Origin of the sequence: Streptomyces sp. IMTB 2501 (assembly GCF_001953885.1) — a bacterium.
Taxonomy (GTDB): Bacteria; Actinomycetota; Actinomycetes; order Streptomycetales; family Streptomycetaceae; genus Streptomyces.
Window position 1 is genome coordinate 152,026 of record NZ_MQUS01000003.1, and the last position, 13,883, is coordinate 165,908.

Genomic DNA, 13,883 nt, shown 5'->3' on the forward strand with positions numbered 1-13,883 from the left:
GGGGCAGCTCAGCTCTCGTCCTCGATCCAGCCCATGGTCCGGTCGACGGCCTTGAGCCAGTTCTTGTACTCACGGTCGCGGGTCTCCGCGTCCATGCGGGGGGTCCACTCGGCGGCCCGGCGCCAGTTGGCGCGCAGTTCGTCGGTGCTGGACCAGAAGCCGACGGCGAGGCCGGCGGCGTAGGCGGCGCCGAGGCAGGTGGTCTCGGCGACCATCGGGCGCACCACGGGCGCGTCCAGGACGTCGGAGAGCGTCTGCATCAGCAGGTTGTTGGCGGTCATGCCACCGTCGACCTTGAGGGCCACCAGCTCGTCGCCGGAGTCCTTCACCATGGCGTCGGCGATTTCCCGGGTCTGCCAGGCGGTGGCCTCCAGGACGGCGCGCGCGAGGTGCGCCTTGGTGACGTACCGGGTCAGACCGGCGATCACACCGCGGGCGTCGGAACGCCAGTGCGGGGCGAACAGACCGGAGAAGGCCGGCACGAAGTAGGCACCGCCGTTGTCCTCGACCGAGAGCGCGAGCGTCTCGATCTCGGCGGCGGTGGAGATGAGACCCATCTGGTCGCGCATCCACTGCACCAGCGAGCCGGTGACGGCGATCGAGCCCTCCAGGGCGTAGACCGTCGCCTGGTCGCCGATCTTGTAACCGACCGTGGTCAGCAGACCGGCGTAGGAGTTGATGATCTTGTCACCGGTGTTCATCACCATGAAGGTGCCGGTGCCGTAGGTGGACTTGGTCTCGCCCTCGGCGAAGCAGCACTGGCCGAACAGGGCCGCCTGCTGGTCGCCGAGCGCCGAGGCGACCGGGATGCCGCCGAGCAGGTCGCCCAGCTTGCCGCCGGTGACCTCGCCGTAGACCTCGGCGGAGGAGCGGATCTCGGGCAGGATCTGCAGCGGCACACCGATCGACTCGGCGATCTTCTCGTCCCACTGCATCGTGTGCAGGTTCATGAGAAGGGTGCGGGAGGCGTTGGTGACGTCGGTGACGTGCTTGCCGCCGTTGACACCACCGGTCAGGTTCCAGATCACCCAGGTGTCCATGGTGCCGAAGAGGATGTCGCCGGCCTCGGCGCGCTCCTTCAGGCCCCCGACGTTGTCCAGCAGCCAGCGGGCCTTGGGACCGGAGAAGTACGAGGCCAGCGGCAGGCCGGTCTCGCGGCGGAAGCGGTCCTGGCCGACGTTGCGGGCCAGCTCCCGGCACAGGGCGTCGGTGCGGGTGTCCTGCCAGACGAGGGCGTTGTAGACGGGTTCACCGGTGTTCTTGTCCCACAGCACGGTGGTCTCGCGCTGGTTGGTGATGCCGATGGCCTTGATGTCGGCACGGGTGATGCCGGCCTTCTGGATGGCTCCGGCGACGACTTCCTGGACGTTGGTCCAGATCTCGTTGGCGTCGTGCTCGACCCAGCCCGGCTTCGGGAAGATCTGCTCGTGCTCCTTCTGGTCGACGGAGACGATCCGGCCGTCCTTGTCGAAGACGATGCAGCGCGAGGAGGTCGTGCCCTGGTCGATGGCGGCGATGAACGGGCCTGCGGTGTGGGCGTCGGTCACTGTGTGCTCCTGAAAGATCCGTGGTGAGGGGCTTTACGTACGCGCGTGCTTATACGTATTAAGCGAATGCGACGTTGTAGATGCCTGCAGCGATCGCGCCGCCGATCAGCGGACCGACGATCGGGATCCAGGCGTAAGCCCAGTCGGAACCGCCCTTGTTGGGCAGCGGCAGCAGGGCGTGCACGATGCGCGGGCCCAGGTCACGGGCCGGGTTGATCGCGTAGCCCGTCGGGCCGCCCAGGGAGAGACCGATCGACACCACCACGAACGCGGTGATCAGACCGCCGAGGATGCCGAGGCCGTTGCCCTTGTCGTTCAGGCCCTGCGTGAGGACCGCGAGGATCAGCACGACGGTGCCGATGATCTCCGTGGCGAGGTTCTGTGCCGCGTTCCGGATCTCCGGACCGGTGGAGAAGATGCCGAGGACCGGGCCGGCGCCCTTCTCCTGGGCCTCGACCGCCTTGGCCGTGGTGGCCTGCGCACCCGGACCACCGACGATCTCCTTGTCGGTGAGATGCGCGTGGAACTGGCCGTAGTAGGTGACCCACACCAGGGTCGCGCCGATCATCGCGCCGAGCAGCTGGCCGGCGAAATAGGTCGGAACGTTGGTCCAGTCGCCGCTCTTGATGGCCAGGGCGACGGTGACGGCCGGGTTGAGGTGCGCACCGGAGAGCGGTCCGGAGATGTAGACGGCCGTCAGCACGGCGAAGCCCCACCCGAAGGCGATGGCGAGCCAACCGGCGTTACGGGCCTTGGAGGCCTTCAGCGTGACGGCCGCGCAGACGCCGCCGCCGAGCAGGATGAGTATGGCGGTACCGATGGTCTCGCCGATGAAGATGTCGGAGCTGGACACCCGCGACTCCTTTGTCCTTCGTCCAGGGATAGCCGAACCCCGGGTCCCGCCGGGGTTCTGGCGCCCTCGGGGGTGAGAGCGATGCCGGCCCTTGGCGTTGTCACACTCTAGCGCGTATTGCCGGTAGGTGTTCGACAATGCCGACCGATGGACGGGAGTCTGCTTCGGCGTTACGCATGCGTCAAGGGTTCTGTTATTGAAAACAGGATCGTTATTGATCGCTGCCGGTTATCACTCTTCGCGCCCAGACGTAGGGTTTGGCCGGATATGTCCATTTCAGGGTAGGGCGAGAACCGGAACGCCGCCCGGCGCCCCGGTCGCCACCCGGGGAGATTCCCCAGATGCGCCCTGGGGCGAGCGCACAGCGCTCAGAAACGTCCCGTGCCCGCTCAGAACCGGCCCGCGCCCAGGTCCCTGGACACCGCGCGGGCGCAGTCGCGCACCGCCGCGATCAGCTCGGGGCGCAGCTCGCCGTCCCGGCGCAGCCGTTCCACGGCGCCGGTGATGCCGACCGCGCCCACGGGCATACGGCGCCGGTCGTGGATGGGCGCGGCGATGGACGCCACGCCCTCCCAGGTCTCCTCCACGTCCGCCGCGTAACCACGCGCGCGCGTGAGGTCCAGCAGGTGCTCGAAGTCCCCGGCGTCACACACCGTGCGGTCGGTGAAGGCCTTCCGCTCGGCCTCCAGCGACTCGCTGTGCGCCACCGGGTCGTACGCCGAGAGCACCTTGCCGAGCGCGGTGGAGTGCAGCGGCTGCATGGCGCCGATCTCCAGCACCTGCCGGCTGTCGTCCGGCCGGAAGACGTGGTGCACGATCAGTACGCCCTGCTGGTGCAGGACTCCCAGGTGGACGCTCTCGCCGCTGGAACGGGCCAGGTCGTCGGTCCACACCAGGGCCCTGGCCCGCAACTCGTGCACGTCCAGGTACGTGGTGCCGAGGCGCAGCAGCTCCGCGCCCAGCTGATAGCGGCCGGAGGAGTCGTCCTGCTCCACGAACCCCTCCTGCTGGAGGGTGCGCAGGATGCCGTGGGCGGTGCCCTTGGCGAGACTCAGTGACGAGGCGATGTCCGACAGGCCGAGCCGTCGCTCGCCGCCCGCGAGCAGCCGCAGCATCGCGGCCGCCCGTTCGAGCGACTGGATGTTCCGTGCCATCGCCGTCCTGCCTCCGTCCCCTTCGACCGCCGTCGAACGGCCGATCGCGCCGTCCACCGGTGCCGACCGCTGTCGTATACCGCGACTGCTGTCATACACCGTCGTAACGTCGTGTTACCCACCGTTCGGCAATGTCGAACACTACCGGTCCATGCCGACCAACCGCTAACGGCCGGTCGGCACCTGTTACATCACACGTGACCTGCCCGTGGCGGCGAAGCCACCCGAGTCCGCCTCGTGGACGCCGCTGCCCATCCAAGCCGACTCCCGGTTACTCTGGCGCCGTGTGGCATCCCGGCCCGCCCGGGAGAGCCACATAGCCGACAGCCGTCGCATATAGGGAGCCCCTTCATGGCCTCGTTGCCACCGTCCCCCTCCGCCGACAGCCGGACCCGTGCGTCCGCGCTCCGCGAGGCGCTCGCCACCCGTGTGGTGGTCGCCGACGGAGCCATGGGCACCATGCTCCAGGCCCAGGAACCCACCCTGGAGGACTTCCAGCAGCTAGAGGGCTGCAACGAGATCCTCAACCTCACCCGCCCCGACATCGTCCGCTCCGTCCACGAGGCGTACTTCTCCGTGGGCGTCGACTGCGTCGAGACCAACACCTTCGGGGCCAACCATTCTGCCCTCGGCGAGTACGACATCCCCGAGCGCGTGCACGAGCTGTCCGAGGCCGGCGCCCGCGTGGCCCGCGAGGCCGCCGACGCCTTCACCGCGCAGGACGGCCGCCCCCGCTGGGTCCTCGGCTCCATGGGCCCCGGCACCAAGCTGCCCACCCTCGGCCACGCCCCCTACACCACCCTGCGCGACGCCTACCAGCGCAACGCCGAGGGCCTGGTCGCCGGTGGCGCCGACGCGCTGCTCGTGGAGACCACCCAGGACCTGCTGCAGACCAAGGCGGCCGTCCTCGGCGCCCGCCGCGGCCTCGAAGCCCTCGGCCTGGACCTGCCGGTCATCGTCTCGGTGACCGTCGAGACCACCGGCACCATGCTCCTCGGCTCCGAGATCGGCGCCGCGCTCACCGCGCTGGAACCGCTCGGCATCGACATGATCGGCCTGAACTGCGCCACCGGCCCGGCCGAGATGAGCGAGCACCTGCGCTACCTCGCCCGCAACGCCCGCGTCCCGCTGTCCTGCATGCCCAACGCGGGCCTGCCCGTCCTCGGCAAGGACGGTGCCCACTACCCGCTGACCGCGCCCGAGCTGGCCGACGCCCAGGAGACCTTCGTCCGCGAGTACGGCCTCTCCCTCGTCGGCGGCTGCTGCGGTACGACCCCCGAGCATCTGCGCCAGGTCGTCGAGCGCGTCCAGGGCCTCACCCCGTCCGAGCGTGACCCGCGCCCCGAGCCCGGCGCCGCCTCCCTCTACCAGACGGTGCCGTTCCGGCAGGACACCTCCTACCTGGCCATCGGCGAGCGTACGAACGCCAACGGCTCCAAGAAGTTCCGTGAGGCCATGCTGGAGGCCCGCTGGGACGACTGCGTGGAGATGGCGCGCGAGCAGATCCGCGAGGGCGCGCACATGCTCGACCTGTGCGTGGACTACGTCGGCCGCGACGGTGTCGCCGACATGGAGGAACTCGCCGGCCGTTTCGCCACCGCCTCCACCCTGCCGATCGTGCTGGACTCCACCGAGGTCGACGTCATCCAGGCCGGTCTGGAGAAGCTCGGCGGCCGCGCGGTGATCAACTCCGTGAACTACGAGGACGGCGACGGCCCCGAGTCGCGGTTCGCGCGTGTGACGAAGCTCGCGCGGGAGCACGGCGCCGCGCTGATCGCGCTCACCATCGACGAGGAGGGCCAGGCCCGCACCCCGGAGAAGAAGGTCGAGATCGCCGAACGGCTGATCGCCGACCTGACCGGGAACTGGGGCATCCGCGAGGACGACATCCTCATCGACACCCTGACCTTCACCATCTGCACCGGTCAGGAGGAGTCCCGCAAGGACGGTATCGCCACCATCGAGGCGATCCGCGAGCTCAAGCGCCGCCACCCGGCCGTGCAGACCACCCTCGGCCTCTCCAACATCTCCTTCGGCCTGAACCCGGCCGCGCGCATCCTGCTGAACTCCGTCTTCCTCGACGAATGCGTCAAGGCGGGTCTGGACTCGGCGATCGTGCACGCCTCGAAGATCCTGCCGATCGCCCGGTTCGACGAGGAGCAGGTCACGACCGCGCTGGACCTGATCTACGACCGCCGCGCCGAGGGCTACGACCCGCTGCAGAAGCTCATGGCCCTCTTCGAGGGCGCCACGGCGAAGTCGCTGAAGGCCGGCAAGGCCGAGGAACTGGCCGCGCTGCCGCTGGAGGAGCGCCTGAAGCGGCGGATCATCGACGGCGAGAAGAACGGCCTGGAGGCCGACCTGGACGCCGCCCTTGAGGACCGCCCGGCCCTCGACATCGTCAACGAGACCCTGCTGGACGGCATGAAGGTCGTCGGCGAGCTGTTCGGGTCCGGCCAGATGCAGCTGCCGTTCGTCCTGCAGTCCGCCGAGGTCATGAAGGCCGCCGTCGCCTACCTCGAACCGCACATGGAGAAGTCGGACTCCGAGGGCAAGGGCACCATCGTCCTCGCGACCGTGCGCGGCGATGTGCACGACATCGGCAAGAACCTCGTCGACATCATCCTGTCCAACAACGGCTACAACGTCGTCAACCTGGGCATCAAGCAGCCGGTCTCCGCGATCCTGGAAGCCGCCGAGGAACACCGGGCCGACGTCATCGGCATGTCAGGGCTCCTGGTGAAGTCCACGGTGATCATGAAGGAGAACCTGGAGGAGCTCAACCAGCGCGGCCTGGCCGCCCGCTTCCCGGTGATCCTCGGCGGCGCCGCCCTCACCCGCGCCTACGTCGAGCAGGACCTGCACGAGGTCTACGAGGGCGAGGTCCGCTACGCCCGCGACGCCTTCGAGGGACTGCACCTGATGGACGCCCTCATCGGCGTCAAGCGCGGCGTGCCCGGCGCCAAGCTGCCCGAACTCAAGCAGCGCAGGGTCCGCGCCACCGCCGCCGTCGAGGTCGAGGAGCGTCCGGAGGAGGGGCACGTCCGTTCCGACGTCGCCATCGACAACCCGGTGCCGGCCCCGCCGTTCTGGGACACCCGGATCGTCAAGGGCATCCAGCTCAAGGAGTACGCGAGCTGGCTCGACGAGGGCGCGCTGTTCAAGGGCCAGTGGGGGCTGAAGCAGGCCCGCACCGGCGAGGGACCGTCGTACGAGGAACTGGCGGAGACCGAGGGCCGCCCCCGGCTACGTGGCCTCCTGGACCGGCTCCAGACGGAGAACCTGCTCGAAGCGGCCGTCGTCTACGGCTACTTCCCCTGTGTCTCCAAGGACGACGACCTGATCATCCTGGACGACCGGGGCAACGAGCGCACCCGCTTCACCTTCCCGCGCCAGCGCCGCGGCCGCCGGCTGTGCCTGGCCGACTTCTTCCGCCCGGAGGAGTCCGGCGAGACCGACGTCGTCGGCCTCCAGGTCGTCACCGTCGGCTCGCGCATCGGCGAGGAGACCGCCAAGCTCTTCGAGTCCAACTCCTACCGCGACTACCTCGAACTGCACGGCCTGTCCGTCCAGTTGGCCGAGGCACTCGCCGAGTACTGGCACGCGCGCGTGCGTACGGAGCTGGGCTTCGGCGGCGAGGACCCGGCCGACATCGAGGACATGTTCGCCCTGAAGTACCGGGGCGCCCGCTTCTCCCTCGGCTACGGCGCCTGCCCGAACCTGGAGGACCGCGCCAAGATCGCCGACCTGCTGCAGCCCGAACGCATCGGCGTCCACCTGTCCGAGGAGTTCCAACTGCACCCCGAGCAGTCCACGGACGCGATCGTGATCCACCACCCTGAGGCGAAGTACTTCAACGCCAGGTGACTGGCCCTCCGGGGCCGCAGTGCCGTTGGCCGGCATGCCGATGGCCCTCTGGCCTGCGCCGGGGGTGTTTTGAGGGGTACCCCCGTGCGCGAGTGATAAACGAGGCGCTTCGGGCGTCGGAGTCGTACACTGGTCGGTCCACTGCAGGCCGGTTCCCTGTCCGGGAACCGGCCTGATCGTCCCTCAAGGAGGTGCGCCCGGATGACCAGCACGGTCCCCGCGCTCGGAACCCGTACGGCCGAAGGCTCCGCCCTGCAGGCGGTGCTTCTCGACATGGACGGCACCTTGGTGGACACCGAGGGCTTCTGGTGGGACGTCGAGGTCGAGATCTTCGCCCGCCTCGGCCACACCCTGGACGAATCCTGGCGGCATGTCGTGGTCGGCGGACCCATGACCCGCAGCGCCGGTTTCCTCATCGAGGCCACCGGCGCCGACATCCCGCTCACCGAACTCACCACGCTGCTCAACGAGGGCTTCGAGGACCGCATCGACCATGCCCTGCCGCTGATGCCGGGCGCCGCCCGCCTGCTCGCCGAACTCCACGAGCACGCCATCCCGACCGCCCTCGTCTCGGCCTCTCACCGGCGCATCATCGACCGTGTGCTGAAGGCGCTCGGCCCGCACCACTTCGACCTGTCCATCGCGGGTGACGAGGTCTCACGTACCAAGCCCTTCCCCGACCCCTATCTGCTCGCCGCCGCCGGGCTCGGCGCACGGCCCGACCGGTGCGCGGTGGTCGAGGACACCGCGACCGGAGTCGCCGCCGCCGAGGCCGCGGGCTGCCGGGTGGTCGCCGTGCCCTCCGTGGCGCCCATCACCCCGTCCGAGGGGCGCACCGTGGTCACCTCCCTGGAAGAGGTCGACCTGGCATTTCTGCGTGGCCTGATGACGGAAATGCCCTAGCTGTTCACCCAGCGTGAAAACTCCATTGCTCCGGCTGGACACATTTCCGGGGAAGTACACCCACGGGGAATTCCAGCCCGGCCGTCCGGCCGAATTCCACTGACTCACCGCACAGTTGGACGTGTGACGTTCGCCACTTTGGCGGCCCTCGACAGTCCGGATCAAGTGTGCTGAACGACCCTGTTCGGGCCTGATCCACGGGTCTTTGTGTCCCGATTGATGGGAAGCTGCACTAATCCTGCCGCTGTCGGGTTTTCGGTGTGTCCGCACCCGGTTCCCCTGCGTGATGGGGGGTCAACTCGCGCGACCGTGAACCGTCCTGCGGGCGCCGACTAATCTCGTCGCGAGAACATCGCCGCAACCCCCGTGATCCGCCGCACCACCCATGCATGCCGGATACACGGACCCGAACAGCTCTGGAGAAACCCCCGCATGAACCGCAAGACTTTGGTGCTGCCGGCGGTAGCCGGCCTGCTCACCCCGGTTCTCGCCGCATGCGGCGGGTCCAGCAGCGGGAGCAAGAGCGGCGACGCCATCGTCGTCGGCACCACGGACCGGTTCACCGCAACCAACGACGCCCCGGCACCCCTCGACCCGGCCTACGCCTACGACGTCGGCACCTGGAACATCCTGCGCCAGACCGTGCAGACCCTGATGGCCCAGCCCAAGGGTGAGGGCGACCCCGTCCCGGACGCGGCCGAGAGCTGCTCGTTCACCGACAGCGGCAGCGAACGCTACGCCTGCAAGCTCCGCGACGGCCTCAAGTTCGCCAGCGGCGACCCGGTCACCGCCAAGGACGTCAAGTACTCCATCGAGCGCGCCCTGCGCATCAAGGCCAGCAGCGGTGTGTCCTCCCTGCTGAACACCATCGACACCATCGAGACGCAGGGCGACCGCGAGGTCATCTTCCACCTCAAGACGGCCGACGCCACCTTCCCGTACAAGCTGTCCACCCCGGTCGCGGGCATCATCAACCCGAACGACTACCAGAAGGACAAGCTGCGCGACGGCTTCCAGGTCGACGGCTCCGGCCCCTACACCTTCCAGGCCGACGTCAGCGGCAACGGGTTCACCACCGCCACCTTCACCAAGAACCCCAACTACAAGGGTGCCGTGAAGGTGAACAACAGCAAGGTCGAACTGCGCTCCTTCGACGACGCCGACGCCATGGGCGCCGCCATCGACAAGGGTGACATCGACGTCATGACCCGCACCATGTCGCCCGCCCAGATCCAGAAGCTGGACGCCGGCGGCGACAACAAGGCCGACCTCGTCGACATGCCCGGCCTGGAAATCCGCTACCTGGCCTTCAACACCAACGCGCCCAGCGTGAAGTCCAAGGCCGTACGCCAGGCCATGGCCCAGATCGTCGACCGCGCGGCACTCGTCTCCAAGGTCTACGGCACCCAGGCAGAACCGCTGTACTCGCTGGTCCCGGCCACCATCACCGGCCACTCCAACTCGTTCTTCAACAAGTACGGCAACCCCAGCGTCGACAAGGCCAAGGCCCTGCTCTCCAAGGCCGGCATCACCACCCCGGTGAAGCTGACCCTGCACTACACGACCGACCACTACGGCTCCGCCACCAAGAAGGAGTTCGAGGTCCTGCAGCAGCAGCTGAACGACAGCGGCCTGTTCGACGTCTCCCTCCAGGGCCACACCTGGGACACCTTCCGGCCCGCCGAGCAGAAGGGCCAGTACGACGTCTACGGCATGGGCTGGTTCCCCGACTTCCCCGACGCCGACAACTTCCTGGCGCCCTTCCTCGACAAGGACAACTTCCTCGGCTCGCCGTACTCCAACACCACCATCCAGCGCACGCTGATCCCGGACTCCCGCCGCGAGGCCGACCGGCTCGCCGCCGCCAAGAGCCTCACCGCGATCCAGGACACCGTCGCCGACGACGTCCCGATCCTGCCCCTGTGGCAGGGCAAGCAGTACGTCGCCGCACGCAGTGACATCACGGGTGTCGCGTACGCCCTCAACTCCTCCTCGACGCTTCAGCTGTGGGAGCTCGGCCGCGGTGTGAGCGGCTGACGGCTCTCTGCCGGGGGCCAGGGACGGCTGCCCCGGTGAACCGGGGCCAGGACCGGGCCCCGGGGTGACGAACCGACGAATAAGGCACATGCGAGTGAATCTGCGCAACCAGTGGCCAGTCCTGCCCGTCGTGGCGGGACTGGCCTCCGGCCTGTTGACCGGCTGCGGCTCGGGGAGCGGTGCTTCCGGGGGGACCGGCTCCTCCGTGGTGATGGGGATGTCCGACGACGTCCTCGCCACGGACCCGGCATCCGGCTACGACCCCGGTTCCTGGCTGTTGTTCGACAACGTCTTCCAGTCGCTGCTCAGCTTCCCCAAGGGCGCGACCGAACCCCAGCCCGAACTGGCCAAGGAGTGCTCCTTCACCGACTCCCGGGCCACCGTCTACAGGTGCGAGCTGAAGGACGGCCTCAAATTCAGCAACGGTGACGCCCTCACCTCGAAGGACGTGAAGTTCTCCTTCGACCGCATGCTGAAGATCAACGACTCGGCCGGGCCCGCGATCATGTTCCCGATGCTCGGCAGCATCGACACACCCGACGCGAAGACGGTGGTCTTCCACCTGAAGTCCTCCGACGCCACCTTCCCGAGCAAGATCGCCTCCGGCGCCGGCTCCGTCGTGGACCACAGCCAGTACGACGCGAACGGCCTGCGCACCGACCACAAGGCCGTCGGCTCCGGCCCCTACAAGCTGGACTCCTTCGACAACGACAAAGCGGTCTTCTCCGTCAACGACAACTACAAGGGCACCGCCAAGGTCAAGAACTCCGGCGTCACCCTGAAGTTCTTCCACGGCGACCGCACCGCCCTGAAGCAGGCCCTCCTCGACGGCAAGATCGACATCACCTACCGAGGCCTGTCCGCCTCCGACATCGCCGGCCTCGACAAACAGGACGGCCGCAAGGGCGTCGACGTCATCGAGGGCACCAGCGCCGAAGTCCAGCACCTGGTCTTCAACATGAAGGACCCCGTCGCCGGAAAGCTCGGCGTCCGCAAGGCCATGGCCTACCTCATCGACCGCGACGCCCTCATCCAGCACGTCTACCAGGGCACCGCCACCCCGCTGTACTCGATCATCCCGGCAGGCATCGTCGGGCACAACACCGCCTTCTTCGACACCTACGGCGCCCGCCCCTCCCAGGCCAAGGCCGCCGCCGCGCTGCGCTCCGACGGCATCACCGGCAAGGTCAAGCTGACCCTGTGGTCCACACCGTCGCGCTACGGCCCCGCCACCGACGAGGAACTGAAGGCCATCGCCGGCCAGCTCAACGCCAGCGGCCTGTTCGACGCCGACGTCAAGTCCGTCGCCTTCGACCAGTACGAGAAGGACATCACCGCCGGCAAGTACGGCGTCTACGTCAAGGGCTGGGTGCCCGACTACCCGGACGCCGACAACTTCACCGCGCCCTTCTTCGGCAGGGGCAACGTGCTCGACAACAACTACAGCAACAGCACCATCAGCGGCTCGCTCATCCCCAGCACGGCCGCCCAGAGCGACCGCGCCGCCACCGACAAGGACTTCAGCCGGCTGCAGAACATCGTCGCCACCGAACTGCCCGTCCTGCCGGTCTGGCAGGCCAAGCAGTACGCCGTCGTCCGCGACGGCGTCTACGGCCTGGAGTACTGCCTGGACGCCTCCACGGTGTTCCGGTTCTGGGAACTCAGCAAGAGCTGACACCTGTTGACGCCGTCGACGCACAAGGGCGCCCCTCTCCGAACGAGAGGGGCGCCCTTCGGCGTCGTAACCTTCGGCGTCGTACCGGATCGTCCGCTCACTGGGCGCCGGGGCGCACCAGACCGCTCTCGTACGCGTACACCGCAGCCTGCACCCGGTCCCTGAGGCCCAGCTTGGTCAGCACATGCCCCACATGCGTCTTCACCGTCGTCTCACTGACGAACAGATCGGCCGCGATCTCCGCGTTCGACAGGCCGCGCGCCACCAGCTTCAGCACCTCCACCTCACGGTCGGTGAGGGTGTTCAGCGTGTCCGGAACCGGCTCGTCGCCGGAGGGCAGATGCGTGGCGTACTTGTCCAGCAGCCTCCGCGTGATGCTCGGCGCCAGCATCGCCTCACCCCCCGCCACCACCCGGATGGCCTGCACCAGTTCATTGGCGGGCGCGTCCTTGAGCAGAAAACCGCTCGCACCGGCGCGCAGCGCCTCCACCACATACTCGTCCAGATCGAACGTGGTCAGCACCAGCACCTTCGCCGGGCCGGACCGGTCGGGACCGGTGATCTGCCGGGTCGCCTCCACCCCGTCCATCCGCGGCATACGGATGTCCATCAACACCACGTCCGGCTGCAGGGCCCGCACCTGATCGAGGGCCTGCAGACCGTCACCTGCCTCGCCCACGACCGCGATGTCCTGCTCGGCCTCCAGGATCATCCGGAAACCCGTACGCAGCAGGGGCTGGTCGTCGACCAGTAGGACACGGATGGCCACGTGACACTCCTTCGCTAGTCCGGGCCCATTCTGCCCTGCTCCACGCCCCCGGACTCGGCCGCCCTCACCGGCGACCACCGTGCTTCCCGAGAGCCGCCCTGTTCGACTGCGGCTGCGCCGTCGGCCGCACCCTCCGCCGCGTGACCCTCGGCCGCCCGCACCGGCAGCGGATACGGCGGGGGAGTGCCGCCGAACTCCGGGCAGTGCGCCTGATGGTCGCACCAGCCGCACAGCTTGGTCGGGCGAGGCCGCCACTCACCCGTCTGCGTGGCCCGCTCGATGGCCTCCCACAGCGCGTGCAGCTTGCGCTCGACCCGCTCGAGATCGGCGAGCACCGGGTCGTACGTCAGCACATCCCCGCTGCCCAGATACACCAGCTGGAGCCGGCGCGGGACCACCCGCTTCAACCGCCACACGACCAGGGCGTAGAACTTCATCTGGAACAGCGCGCCCTCGGAGTACTCCGCTCTCGGCGCCTTGCCCGTCTTGTAGTCGACGATCCGCACCTCACCGGTCGGCGCCACGTCCACCCGGTCGATGATCCCGCGCAGCCGCAGTCCCGACTCCAGCTCGGCCTCCACGAACAGCTCCCGCTCGGCCGGCTCCAGCCGCGTCGGATCCTCCAGCGTGAACCAGCGCTCCACGAGCCGCTCGGCCTCCGCCAGCCACCCCGCCAGCCGCTCCCCGTCCGGGTCGTCCGCGAACAGCTCCGTGACCTCCGGCCGGCTCTCCCGCAGCCGGTCCCACTGGCCCGGGATCAGCGACTTGGCCCGCGGCGCGGTCCGCTCCGCGGCGGGCGCGTCGAACAACCGCTCCAGCACCGCGTGCACCAGCGTGCCCCGGGTCGCCGCCGCACTCGGCTTCTCCGGCAGCCGGTCGATCACCCGGAACCGGTACAGCAACGGGCACTGCATGAAATCGCCGGCCCGGGAAGGAGAGAGCGAGGTGGGCGGGACGGCGACCCGCTCGGCACCGGACGCGGCGGGTGCCGCGGAAGCGGGACGCGTCTCGGCCGGATCCGTCTGCTCGGCGCCGCCCGCCGGGGCTCCCGTGTCCTCGATGCTGCTGTCCATGACCA

At 68.7% G+C, this 13,883-nt stretch carries 9 protein-coding genes; 4 read left to right on the top strand and 5 right to left on the bottom strand.

Going from position 1 to position 13,883, the window contains the following annotated elements; genetic code table 11:
• Positions 1-8: 8 nt before the first annotated feature.
• From glpK to AV521_RS07150, 3 genes are all read right to left on the bottom strand, one after another.
• Positions 9-1,547, bottom strand: a complete 1,539-nt coding sequence (gene glpK / locus AV521_RS07140; protein WP_076085125.1) for a glycerol kinase GlpK — start codon at positions 1,545-1,547, stop codon at positions 9-11.
• A 58-nt stretch (positions 1,548-1,605) separates the two neighbouring features.
• Positions 1,606-2,400 (bottom strand): MIP/aquaporin family protein, encoded by a 795-nt coding sequence (locus AV521_RS07145; protein ID WP_076085128.1) that lies wholly within the window; start codon positions 2,398-2,400, stop codon positions 1,606-1,608.
• Positions 2,401-2,789: 389 nt separating this feature from the next.
• Entirely contained in the window at positions 2,790-3,554 is a 765-nt protein-coding gene (locus tag AV521_RS07150) for an IclR family transcriptional regulator (RefSeq protein WP_076085131.1), read from the bottom strand.
• A 351-nt stretch (positions 3,555-3,905) separates the two neighbouring features.
• Between AV521_RS07150 and metH the strand changes: the two genes are divergently transcribed.
• The 4 genes from metH (at position 3,906) to AV521_RS07170 (ending at position 12,036) form a co-directional block, all read left to right on the top strand.
• Positions 3,906-7,421, top strand: a complete 3,516-nt coding sequence (metH, locus tag AV521_RS07155) for a methionine synthase (protein WP_076085134.1) — start codon at positions 3,906-3,908, stop codon at positions 7,419-7,421.
• Between the two features lie 201 nt (positions 7,422-7,622).
• Positions 7,623-8,324, top strand: a complete 702-nt coding sequence (locus tag AV521_RS07160) for an HAD family phosphatase (RefSeq protein ID WP_076085136.1) — start codon at positions 7,623-7,625, stop codon at positions 8,322-8,324.
• A 432-nt stretch (positions 8,325-8,756) separates the two neighbouring features.
• A complete protein-coding gene (locus AV521_RS07165) occupies positions 8,757-10,361 on the top strand; it encodes an ABC transporter substrate-binding protein (RefSeq protein ID WP_076085139.1) in 1,605 nt (534 codons plus the stop codon).
• 94 nt (positions 10,362-10,455) lie between these two features.
• Complete coding sequence (locus AV521_RS07170) at positions 10,456-12,036, top strand: ABC transporter substrate-binding protein (protein ID WP_076085805.1); 1,581 nt, start codon at positions 10,456-10,458, stop codon at positions 12,034-12,036.
• Between the two features lie 97 nt (positions 12,037-12,133).
• Here AV521_RS07170 and AV521_RS07175 read toward each other — a convergent pair whose 3' ends face one another.
• Positions 12,134-12,805, bottom strand: a complete 672-nt coding sequence (locus AV521_RS07175; RefSeq protein ID WP_076085142.1) for a response regulator transcription factor — start codon at positions 12,803-12,805, stop codon at positions 12,134-12,136.
• A gap of 14 nt (positions 12,806-12,819) precedes the next feature.
• Positions 12,820-13,878, bottom strand: a complete 1,059-nt coding sequence (locus AV521_RS07180; RefSeq protein WP_076085145.1) for a RecB family exonuclease — start codon at positions 13,876-13,878, stop codon at positions 12,820-12,822.
• Positions 13,879-13,883: the final 5 nt, after the last annotated feature.

What these genes read in the sequence shown, in the direction of transcription:
- AV521_RS07150 (WP_076085131.1), bottom strand. Translation starts at nt 3,554, where the DNA reads ATGGCACGGAACATCCAGTCGCTCGAACGGGCGGCCGCGATGCTGCGG.
- AV521_RS07165 (WP_076085139.1), top strand. Translation starts at nt 8,757, where the DNA reads ATGAACCGCAAGACTTTGGTGCTGCCGGCGGTAGCCGGCCTGCTCACC.
- AV521_RS07180 (WP_076085145.1), bottom strand. Translation starts at nt 13,878, where the DNA reads ATGGACAGCAGCATCGAGGACACGGGAGCCCCGGCGGGCGGCGCCGAG.
- AV521_RS07160 (WP_076085136.1), top strand. Translation starts at nt 7,623, where the DNA reads ATGACCAGCACGGTCCCCGCGCTCGGAACCCGTACGGCCGAAGGCTCC.
- metH (WP_076085134.1), top strand. Translation starts at nt 3,906, where the DNA reads ATGGCCTCGTTGCCACCGTCCCCCTCCGCCGACAGCCGGACCCGTGCG.